At 59.2% G+C, this 13,773-nt stretch carries 17 protein-coding genes; 7 read left to right on the forward strand and 10 right to left on the reverse strand.

Annotated elements, in window-relative coordinates:
• Nucleotides 1-95: 95 nt before the first annotated feature.
• The gene (locus F8N12_RS07965) at nucleotides 96-356 is read right to left on the reverse strand and encodes an accessory factor UbiK family protein (RefSeq protein ID WP_150579964.1); all 261 of its coding nucleotides are present in this window, start codon (nucleotides 354-356) and stop codon (nucleotides 96-98) included.
• A 419-nt stretch (nucleotides 357-775) separates the two neighbouring features.
• On the opposite strand from F8N12_RS07965, the gene glnK reads away from it, so the two are divergent.
• From glnK to sutA, 4 genes are all read left to right on the forward strand, one after another.
• Nucleotides 776-1,114 carry a P-II family nitrogen regulator gene (glnK, locus tag F8N12_RS07970; protein ID WP_002555808.1) on the forward strand — a complete coding sequence of 113 codons (339 nt, stop codon included), beginning with the start codon at nucleotides 776-778 and terminating at the stop codon, nucleotides 1,112-1,114.
• Between the two features lie 36 nt (nucleotides 1,115-1,150).
• Nucleotides 1,151-2,488, forward strand: coding sequence for an ammonium transporter (locus F8N12_RS07975; protein WP_150579965.1), 1,338 nt, complete (start codon nucleotides 1,151-1,153; stop codon nucleotides 2,486-2,488).
• A gap of 213 nt (nucleotides 2,489-2,701) precedes the next feature.
• Complete coding sequence (locus F8N12_RS07980; RefSeq protein WP_150579966.1) at nucleotides 2,702-3,127, forward strand: secondary thiamine-phosphate synthase enzyme YjbQ; 426 nt, start codon at nucleotides 2,702-2,704, stop codon at nucleotides 3,125-3,127.
• A gap of 102 nt (nucleotides 3,128-3,229) precedes the next feature.
• A complete protein-coding gene (gene sutA / locus F8N12_RS07985) occupies nucleotides 3,230-3,550 on the forward strand; it encodes a transcriptional regulator SutA (RefSeq protein ID WP_150579967.1) in 321 nt (106 codons plus the stop codon).
• 198 nt (nucleotides 3,551-3,748) lie between these two features.
• On the opposite strand, the gene F8N12_RS07990 is transcribed toward sutA, so the two are convergent.
• Genes F8N12_RS07990 through lptM form a run of 6 tightly spaced genes read right to left on the reverse strand, consistent with a single transcriptional unit; the run spans nucleotide 3,749 to nucleotide 8,356 of the window.
• Nucleotides 3,749-4,453, reverse strand: a complete 705-nt coding sequence (locus tag F8N12_RS07990) for an HAD family hydrolase (protein WP_150579968.1) — start codon at nucleotides 4,451-4,453, stop codon at nucleotides 3,749-3,751.
• The gene (gene xerC, locus F8N12_RS07995) at nucleotides 4,453-5,349 is read right to left on the reverse strand and encodes a tyrosine recombinase XerC (protein WP_150579969.1); all 897 of its coding nucleotides are present in this window, start codon (nucleotides 5,347-5,349) and stop codon (nucleotides 4,453-4,455) included. Before xerC ends, F8N12_RS07990 begins: the two co-directional genes overlap by 1 nt.
• A gap of 2 nt (nucleotides 5,350-5,351) precedes the next feature.
• Nucleotides 5,352-6,077 (reverse strand): DUF484 family protein, encoded by a 726-nt coding sequence (locus F8N12_RS08000; protein WP_150579970.1) that lies wholly within the window; start codon nucleotides 6,075-6,077, stop codon nucleotides 5,352-5,354.
• Nucleotides 6,078-6,090: 13 nt separating this feature from the next.
• Nucleotides 6,091-6,921 (reverse strand): diaminopimelate epimerase, encoded by an 831-nt coding sequence (gene dapF / locus F8N12_RS08005; protein ID WP_150579971.1) that lies wholly within the window; start codon nucleotides 6,919-6,921, stop codon nucleotides 6,091-6,093.
• Between the two features lie 4 nt (nucleotides 6,922-6,925).
• Nucleotides 6,926-8,173 (reverse strand): diaminopimelate decarboxylase, encoded by a 1,248-nt coding sequence (lysA, locus tag F8N12_RS08010; protein WP_150579972.1) that lies wholly within the window; start codon nucleotides 8,171-8,173, stop codon nucleotides 6,926-6,928.
• 9 nt (nucleotides 8,174-8,182) lie between these two features.
• Nucleotides 8,183-8,356 carry an LPS translocon maturation chaperone LptM gene (gene lptM, locus F8N12_RS08015; protein ID WP_033050391.1) on the reverse strand — a complete coding sequence of 58 codons (174 nt, stop codon included), beginning with the start codon at nucleotides 8,354-8,356 and terminating at the stop codon, nucleotides 8,183-8,185.
• 321 nt (nucleotides 8,357-8,677) lie between these two features.
• On the opposite strand from lptM, the gene cyaY reads away from it, so the two are divergent.
• The 3 genes from cyaY (at nucleotide 8,678) to rnk (ending at nucleotide 9,910) form a co-directional block, all read left to right on the forward strand.
• Nucleotides 8,678-9,010, forward strand: coding sequence for an iron donor protein CyaY (gene cyaY / locus F8N12_RS08020; RefSeq protein ID WP_150579973.1), 333 nt, complete (start codon nucleotides 8,678-8,680; stop codon nucleotides 9,008-9,010).
• An 8-nt stretch (nucleotides 9,011-9,018) separates the two neighbouring features.
• On the forward strand, nucleotides 9,019-9,237 hold the full coding sequence (locus F8N12_RS08025; RefSeq protein ID WP_150580049.1) for a DUF1289 domain-containing protein: 219 nt from the start codon (nucleotides 9,019-9,021) through the stop codon (nucleotides 9,235-9,237).
• A 262-nt stretch (nucleotides 9,238-9,499) separates the two neighbouring features.
• A complete protein-coding gene (rnk, locus tag F8N12_RS08035; protein WP_150579975.1) occupies nucleotides 9,500-9,910 on the forward strand; it encodes a nucleoside diphosphate kinase regulator in 411 nt (136 codons plus the stop codon).
• 5 nt (nucleotides 9,911-9,915) lie between these two features.
• Here the strand turns inward: rnk and F8N12_RS08040 are convergent, their stop codons facing one another.
• The 3 genes from F8N12_RS08040 to F8N12_RS08050 all read right to left on the reverse strand — a co-directional run bounded on the left by F8N12_RS08040 (nucleotide 9,916) and on the right by F8N12_RS08050 (nucleotide 13,704).
• A complete protein-coding gene (locus F8N12_RS08040; protein ID WP_150579976.1) occupies nucleotides 9,916-12,759 on the reverse strand; it encodes a class I adenylate cyclase in 2,844 nt (947 codons plus the stop codon).
• A 194-nt stretch (nucleotides 12,760-12,953) separates the two neighbouring features.
• Nucleotides 12,954-13,199 carry a TIGR02647 family protein gene (locus tag F8N12_RS08045; RefSeq protein WP_150579977.1) on the reverse strand — a complete coding sequence of 82 codons (246 nt, stop codon included), beginning with the start codon at nucleotides 13,197-13,199 and terminating at the stop codon, nucleotides 12,954-12,956.
• 220 nt (nucleotides 13,200-13,419) lie between these two features.
• Nucleotides 13,420-13,704: a hypothetical protein gene (locus F8N12_RS08050; RefSeq protein ID WP_150579978.1), complete on the reverse strand. Its 285-nt coding sequence runs from the start codon at nucleotides 13,702-13,704 to the stop codon at nucleotides 13,420-13,422.
• Nucleotides 13,705-13,773 lie beyond the last annotated feature (69 nt).

Consider the following 13,773-nt stretch of genomic DNA (forward strand, 5'->3'; position numbering starts at 1 on the left):
GTTGCTAGCGCGCACGCCGCGTACATCAAAAGATCCCAGCCTGCGGCAGCTCCTGCCGGAAATTTTTGAGATGGCTCACCCGCCAGAGGTTGGTCTTACTCGCTCGGCGGAGTCAACCGCGCTTCCAGCTCAGCCACCTTGGCTTCCAGACTCTCCAGTCGCGCCCGGGTCCGCGCCAGTACAACCATCTGACTATCAAACTCTTCACGGCTCACCAGATCCAGTTTGCTGAAACCACTTTGCAAAAGCGCCTTGAACTGACTTTCAATTTCGCTTTTCGGCAGTGGAGTGTCGCCGCTGAACAGGCGGGATGCGGTGCCGGTGAGGGCGTCGAGGAAGTCTTTGGGCGCGAGCATGGCTGATGTCCTGGAAACAATGGCGGGCATTGTATCACGCAGTGCCTATAGTCAATTTTGAACGCAGATCATGCACGCTTTTCGCGCATGCGGACGGATGGAGCCGCACTGTTATCGTGCGTTAGTGCATGGGGGCTCCCGGTAGAGAGCGACTAAATTCAGCCAACGCATTGAATTCAGCGAGTTTATGCGAGATGGCAAGCTTTCTGCTTAGTCGACTGTAGCCCATGCACTGATGCAGTCGATGTGACGAATGCAGTGCGCCAAGCGAAACGGGGGAAGTGTTTCGTGCGGAGCGGTTAGCTGGCGTCGGACGGGCGATGCAGGCCGACGATGCGTTACAAAGCCAGGCACTGCGCTTAGACTTGAGCCGGGTTTGTTTTCCTGGGGCAAGTCCACCAATTCGGGAGAGAGTTTTCATGAAGCTAGTCACTGCCATCATCAAGCCGTTCAAGTTGGACGACGTGCGCGAGTCGCTGTCCGAGATCGGCGTGCAGGGCATTACCGTCACTGAAGTCAAAGGCTTCGGGCGGCAGAAGGGTCACACCGAGCTGTATCGCGGCGCGGAGTACGTAGTCGATTTCCTGCCGAAGGTGAAGATTGATGTCGCCATTGACGACAAGGATCTTGACCGGGTTATCGAGGCGATAACCAAGGCGGCCAATACCGGCAAGATCGGTGACGGCAAGATCTTCGTGGTCAATCTGGAACAGGCGATTCGCATCCGTACCGGCGAAACCGATACCGACGCGATCTAAGCCGCCACAAACCCCAACGCCCCAGGAGAAAACAATATGACTCTGCGTAAATTCGCAGGGCTAGGAGCCCTGTTGTCCCTCGTAATGCCCAGCCTGGCTATGGCGGCAGACGAAGTGGCGGCCCCAGTCCTCAATTCCGGCGATACTGCCTGGATGCTGACCTCGACAGCCCTCGTGCTGTTCATGACCATCCCCGGCCTCGCGCTGTTCTACGGCGGCATGGTGCGCTCCAAAAACATTCTTTCCGTGATGATGCAGTGCTTCGCCATTACCGGTCTGATCAGCATTCTGTGGGTCATTTATGGCTACAGCATCGCGTTCGACACGACCGGCATGGAGCAGGGCGTCGTCAACTTCAACTCGTTCTTCGGCGGCATGGGCAAGGCGTTCCTCGCCGGTGTCACGCCATCGAGCGTGACCGGTCCTGCGGCGCTGTTCCCTGAGGCGGTGTTCATCACCTTCCAGATGACCTTCGCCATTATCACCCCGGCACTGATCGTCGGCGCCTTCGCCGAGCGGATGAAATTCTCCGCAATGCTGATCTTCATGACCATCTGGTTCACCCTGGTTTACGCGCCGATTGCGCACATGGTCTGGTCCGGTAATGGCGGCCTGATGTGGGATTGGGGTGTGCTCGATTTTGCTGGCGGCACCGTAGTGCACATCAACGCCGGTATTGCGGGTCTGGTGGCGTGCATCGTGCTCGGCAAGCGTAAGGGCTTCCCGACTACGCCGATGGCACCGCATAACCTCGGTTACACCCTGATGGGCGCGGCCATGCTGTGGGTCGGCTGGTTCGGCTTCAATGCCGGTTCCGCCGCAGCCGCCAACGGCACGGCCGGTATGGCGATGCTGGTTACGCAGATCGCAACTGCTGCTGCTGCTTTGGGCTGGATGTTTGCCGAGTGGGTCACTCACGGCAAACCAAGTGCACTGGGTATTGCCTCGGGCGTGGTCGCCGGTCTGGTTGCAATCACGCCGGCCGCCGGCACCGTGGGCCCGATGGGCGCGCTGGTGATCGGTCTGGCAGCGGGCGTCGTGTGCTTCTTCTGCGCCACCACCTTGAAGCGCAAACTCGGCTACGACGATTCGCTGGACGCCTTCGGTGTGCACGGTATCGGCGGTATTCTCGGTGCAATCCTCACCGGTGTTTTCGCAGCACCGTCGCTGGGTGGCTTCGGCACCGTGACCGATATCGCCGCTCAAGTCTGGATTCAGTGCAAAGGCGTAGGCTTCACGGTCGTCTATACCGGTATTGTGACCTACATTATTCTCAAGGTACTGGACGCCGTCATGGGTCTGCGTGTTACCGAAGAAGAAGAAGCAGTCGGCATCGATCTGTCCCTGCACAACGAACGCGGCTACAACCTGTGACACACGGCTAAAAAATCTGCCCGGCTTGCCGGGCATTTTTTTGTCCGGGATTTGTCTGTGAAGTCATAGCTGAAAGGTTTTTTCGGATACGTTGAGCAGCGTTTACGACAATGGTTTTTGTACGGGCAAAGGCTTACATGATTGAAGGATTATTAGGGCCTTTGTTTTTTCCCAGAGCGCGCTAGAATGCGCCCCGAACGTGCGGAGAACTGTATGTGGCAACAGACTCTGATTACTCTGCGGGCAAGGCCCCGGGGCTTTCATCTGGTAACGGACGAGTTACTCGCCGGCTTGCCTGAACTCAAGGCATGCCGGATCGGTCTGTTGCATTTGTGGCTGCAGCATACCTCGGCGTCGTTGACCATCAACGAGAACGCCGATCCGGCGGTACGTCGCGACTTCGAACGATTTTTCAATCGGCTGATCCCACAAGGAACAGCCGGGTATGAGCATAACGACGAAGGCCTGGACGACCTCCCGGCGCACTTCAAGGCCAGCGTGCTTGGCTGTCAACTCAGTTTGCCGATTGCGGCAGGCCGACTGGCGCTGGGAACCTGGCAAGGCGTTTATCTGGGCGAGCATCGTGATCATGGCGGTGCCCGTAAAGTCCTCGCCACCTTGCACGGTGAAGGGGCATAAGCCGCTGGTTACCAGCGGTTGTAGAATTTTCTCCGGCAGCCGTCGACGGACGGCGAAGCTGGGCTATAACTAATCTGCTTTTCGCAAGTCATGAGGTAGAACATGAGCGACGATGATCTGGAAAACGACGAACTCGAAGTAGGCGACGACGAAACCGAGGAAGGTCTTGAAGCGGCAGCGGAAGACGTCGCCGAAGACGACGGCGGTGAAGCGCCCGCTCCGGCAGCCAAAGGCAAAGCCAAGGCTGCGGTGTCGATTGATGAGTTGCCGAGTGTCGAAGCCAAGAACAAGGAACGCGATGCCTTGGCAAGGGCCATGGAAGAGTTCCTGGCCAAAGGCGGCAAGGTGCAGGAAGTGGAGGCCAACGTGGTCGCCGATCCACCCAAGAAGCCTGACAACAAGTACGGCAGCCGGCCTATCTAGGCGATTGCCCTTGCTTGCTGAAGAAGCCCGCCGTCGCTGCGGGCTTTTTCATGGGCGTGTACAAAAATGCAAAATCTGCGCTGATCACTGTGGGAGCGAGCCTGCTCGCGACGAGTCAGTCACATTCAAAGTTGATGTCGGCTGGTCTCTCGCTTTCGCGAGCAGGCTCGCTCCCACAGGTACGGTGTTAACTCAAATTCAGTGTTGGGCGCTCCAGACGGCCAACAACGCAGGCAACTCGGTCAAGCTGCGAATCTCCGCATCCGGGGCTTTCTCTGCCTCCCACGCTTTGCCCGTTGGATTGAACCAGATCGCCCGCAGCCCCGCCTGCTGGGCGCCGGCGATGTCATCGCCTGGATGATCTCCAATGTGCACGGCCGTCTCTGCCGTTGCCCCGCCACGCTGCAACGCCTCATGAAACAGGCGTGCATCCGGCTTGGCGATGCCGATGTCTTCAGCGCACAGCGCAAATTTGAAAAAATCCGCCAGCCCAAGCCGACGCACATCGGCGTTGCCATTGGTGACTACGCCCAAGGCGTAATGGTTGGCGAGAATTTCCAGAGTCGGTTGCACGTCGGGGAAGATTTCCAGCTGATGCCGTGCATGCAAAAACACTTCGAACCCTTGGTCGGCCAGGTTTGAAGCGTCGGCATGTGCGTAGCCTGCATCCTCCAGGGCATGGAACAGGACGCGCCTGCGCAACGCGCTGATGCGGTGTTTCAGGCTCGGCTCCTGGCCCAGCACGCGCTCTCGAATTGACCACAAATGCTCTACCGGCACTGCCCCCAGATTCGGTGCGTGCGCGGTCAGCCATTCACGCAACACAGCTTCGGCACTGACGATCACCGGAGCGGTGTCCCACAGGGTATCGTCGAGGTCGAAAGTGATCAGTTGGATAGTCATCAATCATCGCCCTTAATACGTTTGGCCCTTGGATGGGCACTGTCGTAGACCGTTGCCAGGTGCTGGAAGTCCAGATGGGTGTAAATCTGGGTGGTCTTGATGTCAGCGTGGCCGAGCAGTTCCTGCACGGCGCGCAGGTCTTGGGATGACTCCAGCAAATGGCTGGCAAATGAGTGCCGCAGCATGTGCGGATGCAGGTTCTGTCCCAGCTCCCGTTCGCCGGCAGCCTTGACCCGGACCTGAATGGCTCGCGGCCCCAGGCGTCGCCCTTGCTGACTGACGAACACAGCGTCGTCTGCAGGATTGGTCAAAGCACGCAACGGCAGCCACAATTCCAACGCTTCGCGAGCCTTTGTACCCACCGGCAACAGCCGAGTCTTGCTGCCTTTGCCGAGCACCTGAACCATGCCGTCTGCGAGATCAAGCTGATCAAGGTTGAGCCCGGTGAGTTCCGAAAGTCGCAAACCCGAAGAGTAGAACAGTTCCATAATCGCCTGATCGCGACGGGCCAGAAAATCGTCATCGACCGCACCTTCAAGCAGCTGCAGCGCGCGATCGGTGTCGAGCGTTTTCGGCAGGCGCCTTTCGCCTTTCGGTGGCGCCAGGCCATTTGCCGGATCGTGATCGCACAGGCCTTCGCGGTTCAGATAATGGTAGAGCCCGCGCACCGCCGAGAGCAGCCGCGCAAGGCTGCGTGACGACTGGCCTTGCGAGTGCAGGCGCGCAATCAGGCTGCGCAGTCGCTGGATATCCAGCGCGGCCCAGCTGCCGATGTTTTGTTTGAGGCACCAGCCCAACACCTTGTCGAGGTCGCGGCGGTACGCATACAGGGTATGAGGCGACACCTGCCGCTCACTGCGCAGGTGTTCGCAGTAGGCGTCCAGGTGCCGTTCCATGATCAGCGTACCGAGCGCAGTGGGTTGTTGACCCGTGGCAGTACGCGGCCCATTACTTCGGCGATATAACTGAGGAACAGCGTGCCCACCGAGCTTTTGTAGTGCTGCGGATCTCGGCTGGCAATGGCCAGGATGCCGTGGATACCTTGATAGCTGATGGCAACGACGGCAGTGGAGCCGATCTGCTTGCGCTGTTCTTCGCCGAACAGAAAGTCCAGTTCGTGTTCACGCAAGCTGCCACTGACGCTTTTGTCCTCTGACAGCAAACCGCCTATGGCGGTCTGCGCATCGGCATGGGTCACCCAGCGGCCGACCGGCATCGGGTTGTCACCCAGCAGGATCAGGCTGACAAAAGGCACCTGAAAATCCTGGCGCAAACTGTCTTCGACGCTGATTACCACGTCTTCCAGGCTGGTGGCGTCCATCAGCGCGAGAATCAGGCGGCGGGTCTTGTCGAACAAACGGTCGTTGTCGCGGGCCACGTCCATTAAATGCGAGAGACGATGACGCAGCTCAATGTTGCGATCGCGCAGGATGGTCATCTGCCGTTCGACGAGGGAAATGGTATCGCCACGTTGATGCGGGATGCGCAAGGTCGCGAGCAATTCCTCGTGTTCGACGAAGAAGTCCGGATGAGCCTCCAGGTACGCGGCAATCGCTGCCGCATTGAGGCTTTCGGAAGGGGATTCGTCGGGCTGCAGGACGGGTACCTGGGGCTTGTCGGTCATGGGTTTGACTCACTCAAAGACGCACTTGTCCTTCGTAAACTCGCACCGCCGGGCCGGTCATCAAAACCGGTTGGCCGGGGCCTGCCCATTCAAGGGACAGACGCCCGCCGGGCAAGTCGATCAATAGCGGCGAATCCATCCACCCCTGGCTGATTGCGGCCACCGCAGCAGCACACGCGCCGGTACCGCAGGCCTGGGTTTCCCCGACACCGCGTTCCCAAACGCGCAGCTGGGCGCGGTTGCGGTCGATGACCTGGAGAAAACCGACATTGACCCGTGCCGGGAAGCGCGGGTGGTGTTCGATTTTCGGTCCCAGCTCATGCACCGGTGCATTATTGATATCACTGACGCGCAGCACCGCATGCGGGTTGCCCATGGACACTGCCGCCAGATCGACCGGAGTACCGTCGACGTCAATCCGATAACTCACGGCCTGTTCCGGCGCATCGAAAGGAATATCGGCGGGCACCAGGCGCGGAGCACCCATGTTGACACCGATCTGGCCGTCACTGCGGATATCCAGTTCGATGATGCCGCTTTTGGTCTCGACGCGAATCTGCCGCTTGGCGGTCAGGCGCTTGTCGAGCACGAAACGGGCAAAACAGCGTGCACCATTGCCGCACTGTTCAACTTCAGAACCGTCGGAATTGAAGATCCGATAACGGAAATCCACGTCCGGGTTACTTGGCGCTTCGACGATCAGCAATTGATCAAAGCCTATACCGGTATGCCGATCGCCCCATTGCTTGGCGTGTTTGGGCAGAATATGCGCATGCTGGCTGACCAGGTCGAGGACCATGAAGTCGTTGCCCAGGCCGTGCATTTTGGTAAAACGCAGCAGCATGGTTTTACTCCGGCAGCAGGCTTTCGCCAGCGAACAACTCGGCTACCGTCTCGCGGCGACGCACTTCGAATGCCTGATCACCATCCACCAACACTTCAGCGGCACGTCCGCGGGTGTTGTAGTTGGAACTCATGACAAACCCGTAAGCACCAGCTGAATGCACGGCCAGCAGATCGCCTTCTTCCAGGGCAAGTTCACGCTCTTTGGCCAGGAAGTCGCCGGTTTCGCAGATCGGTCCGACGATGTCATAAACGCGCGCAGCGCTGTCACGCGGGCGCACGGCGGTCACGTCCATCCAGGCCTGGTACAGCGCCGGACGGATCAGGTCGTTCATGGCCGCATCGACGATGGCGAAGTCTTTGTGTTCGGTGTGCTTGAGGTACTCGACCTGGGTCAGCAGCACGCCGGCGTTGGCGACGATGAAGCGGCCCGGCTCGAATACCAGCGCCAGGTCGCGACCGTCGAGACGCTCGCGCACGGCTTTGATGTACTCGGCCGCCAGCGGCGGCTCTTCATCGCGGTAACGCACGCCCAAACCGCCACCGAGATCGATGTGGCGCAGGTAGATGCCGCAATCGCCGAGGCGGTCGACCAGGCCCAGCAGGCGGTCGAGGGCGTCGATGAAGGGCGGCAGGGTGGTCAGTTGCGAGCCGATGTGGCAATCGACGCCAACAACTTCCAGGTTCGGCAGCTGCGCGGCGCGGATGTACACGTCTTCAGCGTCGGCGATGGCGATGCCGAACTTGTTCTCTTTGAGACCGGTAGAAATGTACGGATGCGTGCCGGCATCGACGTCCGGATTCACGCGCAGCGAGATCGGTGCGCGCACGCCCAGCTCGGCGGCGACCACTTGCAGGCGTTCCAGCTCATCGGTGGATTCGACGTTGAAGCAATGCACGCCAACTTCAAGCGCGCGGCGCATGTCGTCACGGGTCTTGCCGACACCGGAAAAGACGATCTTGTCGGCGCTGCCGCCGGCGGCCAGGACACGTTCCAGTTCGCCCCGTGAGACGATGTCGAAACCGGCGCCGATACGCGCCAGAACATTCAACACGCCCAGGTTGGAGTTGGCCTTGACCGCAAAGCACACCAGATGCGGCATGCCGGCCAGCGCATCGGCGTATGCCAGATACTGGGCTTCGATGTGGGCGCGGGAATAAACGTAAGTTGGTGTGCCAAAGCGTTCGGCGATGGCGGACAGGGAAACCCCTTCCGCGCACAGCTCGCCGTCACGGTAGTTAAAAGCGTCCATGGCGTTCCCTTAGTAGACGTCGTGCTTGTGCGCCTTGGAGGCAGGCTGTTGTTGCGACGACTTGGCCTGCTCGACAGGGTCCTGATTTTCGTCAGGCAGGTACAATGGACCTTTTTGACCACAGGCCGAAACGAGGCAGGCAACCGCGAGGAGCGCAGCAAGGGAAGAGATCAGGCGCTTCATGGCGAAATCCTTGAAAATACTTTAATTGCGCCGGAGTATACCGGCCACCCGGCAGCTTGCCTATGCGGCAGGGCTCCCGTCCGGCGGGGCTGGGCTTGCTGCCACTCAGCCAGAGGCAGTGCCTGTGGGAGCGGGCCTGCTCGCGAAGGCGTAGTGTCAGCCGACATTGATGTTGAATATGATGGCCTCTTCGCGAGCAGGCTCGCTACCACAGGATTGCTCTGTCGACGCGGCATTCGGTCGTTATCCTTTGCAATCACCGGGGCTCGCCCGTATCTTGCGGCGCTTGAGCGTGATCAGACACTTTTAGAGGTTGCCGCAATGAGTTTGACCGAAGCCCGTTTCCACGATCTGGTCGATGCCACCCAGCAATCGCTGGAGGATATTTTCGATGAGAGTGACCTGGATATCGATCTGGAGAGCTCTGCCGGTGTGCTCACCGTCAAGTTCGAAAATGGCAGCCAGTTGATCTTCAGTCGACAGGAGCCGTTGCGGCAGCTTTGGCTGGCGGCTGTGTCCGGCGGTTTTCACTTCGACTATGACGCAGAAAGTGAGCGCTGGATGTGCGACAAGAGCGAAGAGCAACTGGGCGAGATGCTCGAGCGCATCGTCCAGCAGCAAGCCGGTGTCGAACTCGACTTCGAAGGCCTGTGAAAAAAATCGTGACCGAGCCGGCACCCGTTCGTGCGCCCAAGCCGCTTTACAGCAATATCAGCCCGGCGGTGCCGTCGCCGTGCAGCGGCGTATGTCGGCTGGATGAGCAGAAAGTCTGCCTCGGCTGTTTTCGTCACGTCGAAGACATCCGCGAATGGCGCTCGGCGGATGACGAGCGCCGGCGGGTAATCTGCGCCCAGGCTGCCAGTCGCAAGGCCCTGGCCTGATCGCTTTTGTGGCGAGGGGGCTCGCCCCCGTTGGTCGCGGAGCGACCCAAAAGTTTACGACTGCTTCGCAGCCGAGCGGGGGCAAGTCCCCTCGCCACAGCGTGCCTTCCCTCGTCCGAAGCGGTTTTCCCCCCGGCTTGTATATTTATTGAGCTGTGATAGTGTCCGGGTACGCCTCAACTCATCGAGGTTCGTGAAAACCCCGCCTTTTTCTGGCGGGGTTTTGCTTTTTTCGTGCAGAAGAAAGGAGTCTGCCCTGATCATGACCGTACCTTCAATTACCCTTACCCGTCTGGACGTACAACGTCTGGAGCGCCTGATCGACAGCCTGGACGACACGCTGCCGGGCGTTATCGCGCTGCAAACCGAACTGGATCGCGCCGATACCGTGGTCGGTCACGAAGACGTGCCCGCCGATGTCGTGACCATGAATTCAACAGTGCATTGCCGTGAAGAAAGCAGTGGCAAGGATTATCACCTGACATTGGTTTATCCCAAGGATGCCAATGCCGATGAAGGCAAGATTTCCATTCTCGCCCCAGTCGGCAGTGCGCTACTCGGTTTGAAAGTCGGCCAGCACATCGACTGGCCAGCACCTGGCGGCAAGACGCTCAAACTGACCCTGCTGGAAGTGGAATCGCAGCCTGCCGAGGGCGGCCATTTTCCAGAGTAAACGCGTCAGATCTGCTCCAGCGCGTCATTCAGCGCGCGCTCCAGATCGGCTTTGTAACGCAGATACAAATTGCTTGAGCTCTGGCCATCACCGAGCAGGCCCGACAGGTCGAGGTCGGTGATATAGCAGCGGTAGCGTTCAATCTCGCGGCGCTGTTCGACGATCTCCCGGGCGACTACACTGAACAGTTGGTCGCCATGCTCCAGCTCTGAAAACTCCCTTTGATTGCAGTAAAGCGTCACCTGCACTTGATCTGCAGGGGCTTTGCCGATGATAGCCTGCACGTCATAGAACGGCTGGTTGACCGGGGTTTGCGGTGCGGGTCGTGCGTCCACACGCCGCGCTCGCGCAGGTCCGGAAGGCTGCAGCTGGTAATACAGGATCTCCAGATGCTGTGGCTGTGACGCGTCCATCGGCAGCAAGGCATCACGCCGGTATTGCATCGACTGCACAAAGCGCTGCAACGGCACTAACAGGCTTTGCTCGTCGTGATAAGGCAAACGCTGTTGCCAGAGCGCGTTGAATTCATCCAGCACATACAGATCGGCCTGATCGTCGTGGATCCGGTAAAATACCTGCAGGCTTTCGGGCTGACCCATGGGCAAAATCAACGCCAGGTCGTGGTCTTCCAGTGCCATCGGGTCCAGGTGCAGCGGGCTGTAGGTCGCGAGTTCTTCGCCCAGGTAATCGAACAGCGCTGGCAGTGTGGCGACAGCGACGTGCTGGACCTGGCCCGGCACCAGTTCCAGCACGTGGTAGTGCTGCTGTACCTGAATCACATAACGATGATTGAGCCTGCTCAGCAGCAGGGTCTGCGCCGTGTCTACGATCTCTTCTACGCGTCGGGCGATGAACTGCGCGCGGTTATGGCAGAAACACCTGACGCGCAGCCTGGGCTGCTGCAGTCCCTTGGGCAGGTTGTTGAGGTAATCGCGCACGCAATCGAGCAAGGCGTGGGGGCCATCGAACCGGCTGACCAGGACCTCATTCCAGCTGTTTAGCGTAACCTGATCCAGGGTCAGCACCAGGTTTTCGCGAACCCCGGCATAACTCAGGGAGTCGGTGCGCTCGGTGGTCATCAGGATGTTCAAGTCACGATGATGCTTGAGCGGGTCCACGCCGACGTTCACCAGCATCAGCACTTCGCTGGGGACACTGGCGCGCAGTAACGGCTCTTCGGCGAGTGTGGGCAAGGGCAGGGCCACCGTCTGTTGCAGGCTGCCGAGCAGGTTGAACAGTTCGAACTCGCTCAAATCACTGGCGCCCGGATGCAGGGCCAGACGAGTGCTGCTGTCGATCACGCCGTTGCGATGGCACCAGGTCAGCAATTCCAGCAAATGCCGGCTGCGCTTGAGCGGTGCAAAGTTCTCCCATTCGAGCGCGGTCAGGCTGCCGTTGTACAGGCCCCACTGAGTCTGCCCCGGCTCTTTCTTGTTTGGCGCATGCACCAGCGTCAGGGTGTCTTCGGCCAGGTCCGGGGCGATGCCCGGGTTGATGAACTCGACTTTGTTGGCCTTGCGCTCGAACGCCGCATACAGACGTCTGCCCAGCACGTTCAGATCGCGCTTGTTGATCAGACTGACAGTCTGTTCGCTGCGGGCAAACGCGAGGAGAAAGCGATAGCTGTAATTCAGCACGTTGACCACGGCGCGCCGCTCGGCGCCCACCTGACGGACTTTCCACTGGCTGCGGCTATCGAGCAAGGCCAGGTGGCGGTCGTCCCAGTTCCATTCCTGGGCCAGTCGCTCCAGCAGCGAACGTTGCCAGCTCTGGGTGCGGCTGTGGCCGGTAAGTTTACGGTTGACCTTCAAATACAGTGCGCGTCGCACCAGTTCCAGACGCTCGGGCTCGCGGCGGGCAATGAGGTATTCCTCGATGCGCCGATAGACGACGATGTAGGGGTCCAGCTCGTCGAGGTCGAGCTGATTGGCAAAGACCGCTTGCTTGAAGCGCAGGCTCAGGCAGTGGACTCTGGGGTGCTCGCTGGCATAAACCTCGATCAGCAGCAGCTTGAGGACCGATTTGTAAGGCGATTCGATACCCTTGAACAACTGCCAGAGTCCCGCACCAATGAATTCACCCGGCGGAATAAAAGCCATATGCCCAAGATCCAGGCTTTCATCGGCGCGGATAAATCGCTTGGACAGCAGCGTGTGAGTGTAGCGGTCGTAGGCGGGCTCTTCATACACCGGCACCATCCACCAGATCGGCGTGCGACCCCCGAGCCAGATTGCCGTGCGGTAGAATTCGTCCAGCAATAGATAGTGCTGAGTAGTGCCGCAGTCCTCGGAACTCAATTGCGCATCGCGCTCGCCGAGCACGAAGCGGGCCGGGTCGATCAGGAAGAAGTGCGCTTCGGCGCCCTGGCTGGCGGCCCAGATTTCCAGCAACTGGCATTTCCTGCGCAGTTCAGCGAGTTCGCTCTCGTCCAGGTCTGGCGCGTGACAGACCCACACGTCCATATCGCTGTGATCTGCCTGCGCCAAAGTGCCGAGGCTGCCCATCAGGAACAAACCGTGAATCGGTCGCGGCGGATTGCTGCCGTGACGTGGTTTGTAGGAAAACGAGCGAGTCAGGCGCTGGGCCTCGGCGAGCGCATTGGCGTCGGGCTCGAAGCTGGACAATCCCGCCGGCGTACTGCCCGAAACATAGCCCGGCAATAGCGGATGATTGACGTGAAAAAACAGCGGCAACAGGTTCAATACGCTCTGCTGGCGCGTCGACAACCCTTCCATGGCGCGAGCCAAGCGACCTTCGTTCAGTTTGAGAAAACGGGCGCGTAGCTGACTGAGAACCTTGCGGTCGATTCCTTCGTCCAGATCGGGGCGGATTTCATGGGTGCGGGTCATGTCAGCTCAAACCGGCTTGCAGGGCGCGGACGTCAAAGGCCTCAGTAGAACCGGCAGTTTAGCGCCTCGTCCTGCGGACATTTAAGCTGAATTTGTTATTTCCCGTCGGATTTCTGCTGCACAGGCCGAACAGGCGGGTGAGTGCGCCCGCGGAAAATCCGTAACAGGGTTTTCCGCGGGCGATACGCCAATGCTCAGGCTGTTTCCTGAACGCTCAAAATGGTCAGCAGGGTTTGAACGTTTTGCGCGGCGTCACGACCCAGGCTGGTCAGGTATCCGCCATCGGGCTGATCTATCAGGTCTTTTTCGTACAGGCGTTGAGCGGCAGCAATGGCTTTCGGGGCAGCGGTCTGATGGATTTTCAAACCTTCCTGGGAACTGTCCAGGTTGAAGAGTGCAAGGATTTCCAGTTCGGCAACCAACTCAGGGGTAAGCGACATAAGGACTCCAGACTTTCTAGGAATTGGACGACAGCGCTCCTAAGGTGAACCCGCTTGTGCGGCATGTCCAGTGTTCGCTACAGGGTTTTTTTGCCCGCGTGCATTCCCGTATGGCGTGGGAGCGAAGCTTGCTCGCGATGAATGTCGCCGCGGTCGTTCGACACGCTGCTGCTCACCAATCGCGGGCAAGTCGGACCGCCGAAACGTCCCTTTTACGGTTTTATTTCTTTTCCGGAGGCAACTCGGGCAGCGCGCGAAGGGCTGCTTCGTACCATTGGGTATCGAACGCGCGGTCTTCTTCCAGAATTGCATCGATTTCAACCGCCAGTACGTGGGCCATCAGGTGCAGGATTTCTTCACGCTCATAACCCACCAGCGTCAACTTGTTGAAGGTGGCCTTGGCCGCTGGCGGGTTGTCGCTGTCGATCTGATTCTGAATCGCTTCAATCAGGGTGGTTTCGGCGAACGCTTCTTCGTCCATCTCGAAATCTGTTGGCTCGCTCATGGCAGGCTCCTAAAAGTTAAGGCGGCCAGTTTACCTGCATTCAGTACGGTGATGCTGTTGGCAAGACAG

It is taken from the genome of Pseudomonas fluorescens, assembly GCF_902497625.1.
Lineage (GTDB): Bacteria > Pseudomonadota > Gammaproteobacteria > Pseudomonadales > Pseudomonadaceae > Aquipseudomonas > Aquipseudomonas fluorescens_BQ.

Excerpts from the sequence above, each read along its gene's own strand:
- F8N12_RS07965 (WP_150579964.1), bottom strand. The coding sequence starts at position 356 with ATGCTCGCGCCCAAAGACTTCCTCGACGCCCTCACCGGCACCGCATCC.
- glnK (WP_002555808.1), top strand. The coding sequence starts at position 776 with ATGAAGCTAGTCACTGCCATCATCAAGCCGTTCAAGTTGGACGACGTG.
- F8N12_RS07975 (WP_150579965.1), top strand. The coding sequence starts at position 1,151 with ATGACTCTGCGTAAATTCGCAGGGCTAGGAGCCCTGTTGTCCCTCGTA.
- F8N12_RS07980 (WP_150579966.1), top strand. The coding sequence starts at position 2,702 with ATGTGGCAACAGACTCTGATTACTCTGCGGGCAAGGCCCCGGGGCTTT.
- sutA (WP_150579967.1), top strand. The coding sequence starts at position 3,230 with ATGAGCGACGATGATCTGGAAAACGACGAACTCGAAGTAGGCGACGAC.
- F8N12_RS07990 (WP_150579968.1), bottom strand. The coding sequence starts at position 4,453 with ATGACTATCCAACTGATCACTTTCGACCTCGACGATACCCTGTGGGAC.
- xerC (WP_150579969.1), bottom strand. The coding sequence starts at position 5,349 with ATGGAACGGCACCTGGACGCCTACTGCGAACACCTGCGCAGTGAGCGG.
- F8N12_RS08000 (WP_150579970.1), bottom strand. The coding sequence starts at position 6,077 with ATGACCGACAAGCCCCAGGTACCCGTCCTGCAGCCCGACGAATCCCCT.
- dapF (WP_150579971.1), bottom strand. The coding sequence starts at position 6,921 with ATGCTGCTGCGTTTTACCAAAATGCACGGCCTGGGCAACGACTTCATG.
- lysA (WP_150579972.1), bottom strand. The coding sequence starts at position 8,173 with ATGGACGCTTTTAACTACCGTGACGGCGAGCTGTGCGCGGAAGGGGTT.
- lptM (WP_033050391.1), bottom strand. The coding sequence starts at position 8,356 with ATGAAGCGCCTGATCTCTTCCCTTGCTGCGCTCCTCGCGGTTGCCTGC.
- cyaY (WP_150579973.1), top strand. The coding sequence starts at position 8,678 with ATGAGTTTGACCGAAGCCCGTTTCCACGATCTGGTCGATGCCACCCAG.
- rnk (WP_150579975.1), top strand. The coding sequence starts at position 9,500 with ATGACCGTACCTTCAATTACCCTTACCCGTCTGGACGTACAACGTCTG.
- F8N12_RS08040 (WP_150579976.1), bottom strand. The coding sequence starts at position 12,759 with ATGACCCGCACCCATGAAATCCGCCCCGATCTGGACGAAGGAATCGAC.
- F8N12_RS08045 (WP_150579977.1), bottom strand. The coding sequence starts at position 13,199 with ATGTCGCTTACCCCTGAGTTGGTTGCCGAACTGGAAATCCTTGCACTC.
- F8N12_RS08050 (WP_150579978.1), bottom strand. The coding sequence starts at position 13,704 with ATGAGCGAGCCAACAGATTTCGAGATGGACGAAGAAGCGTTCGCCGAA.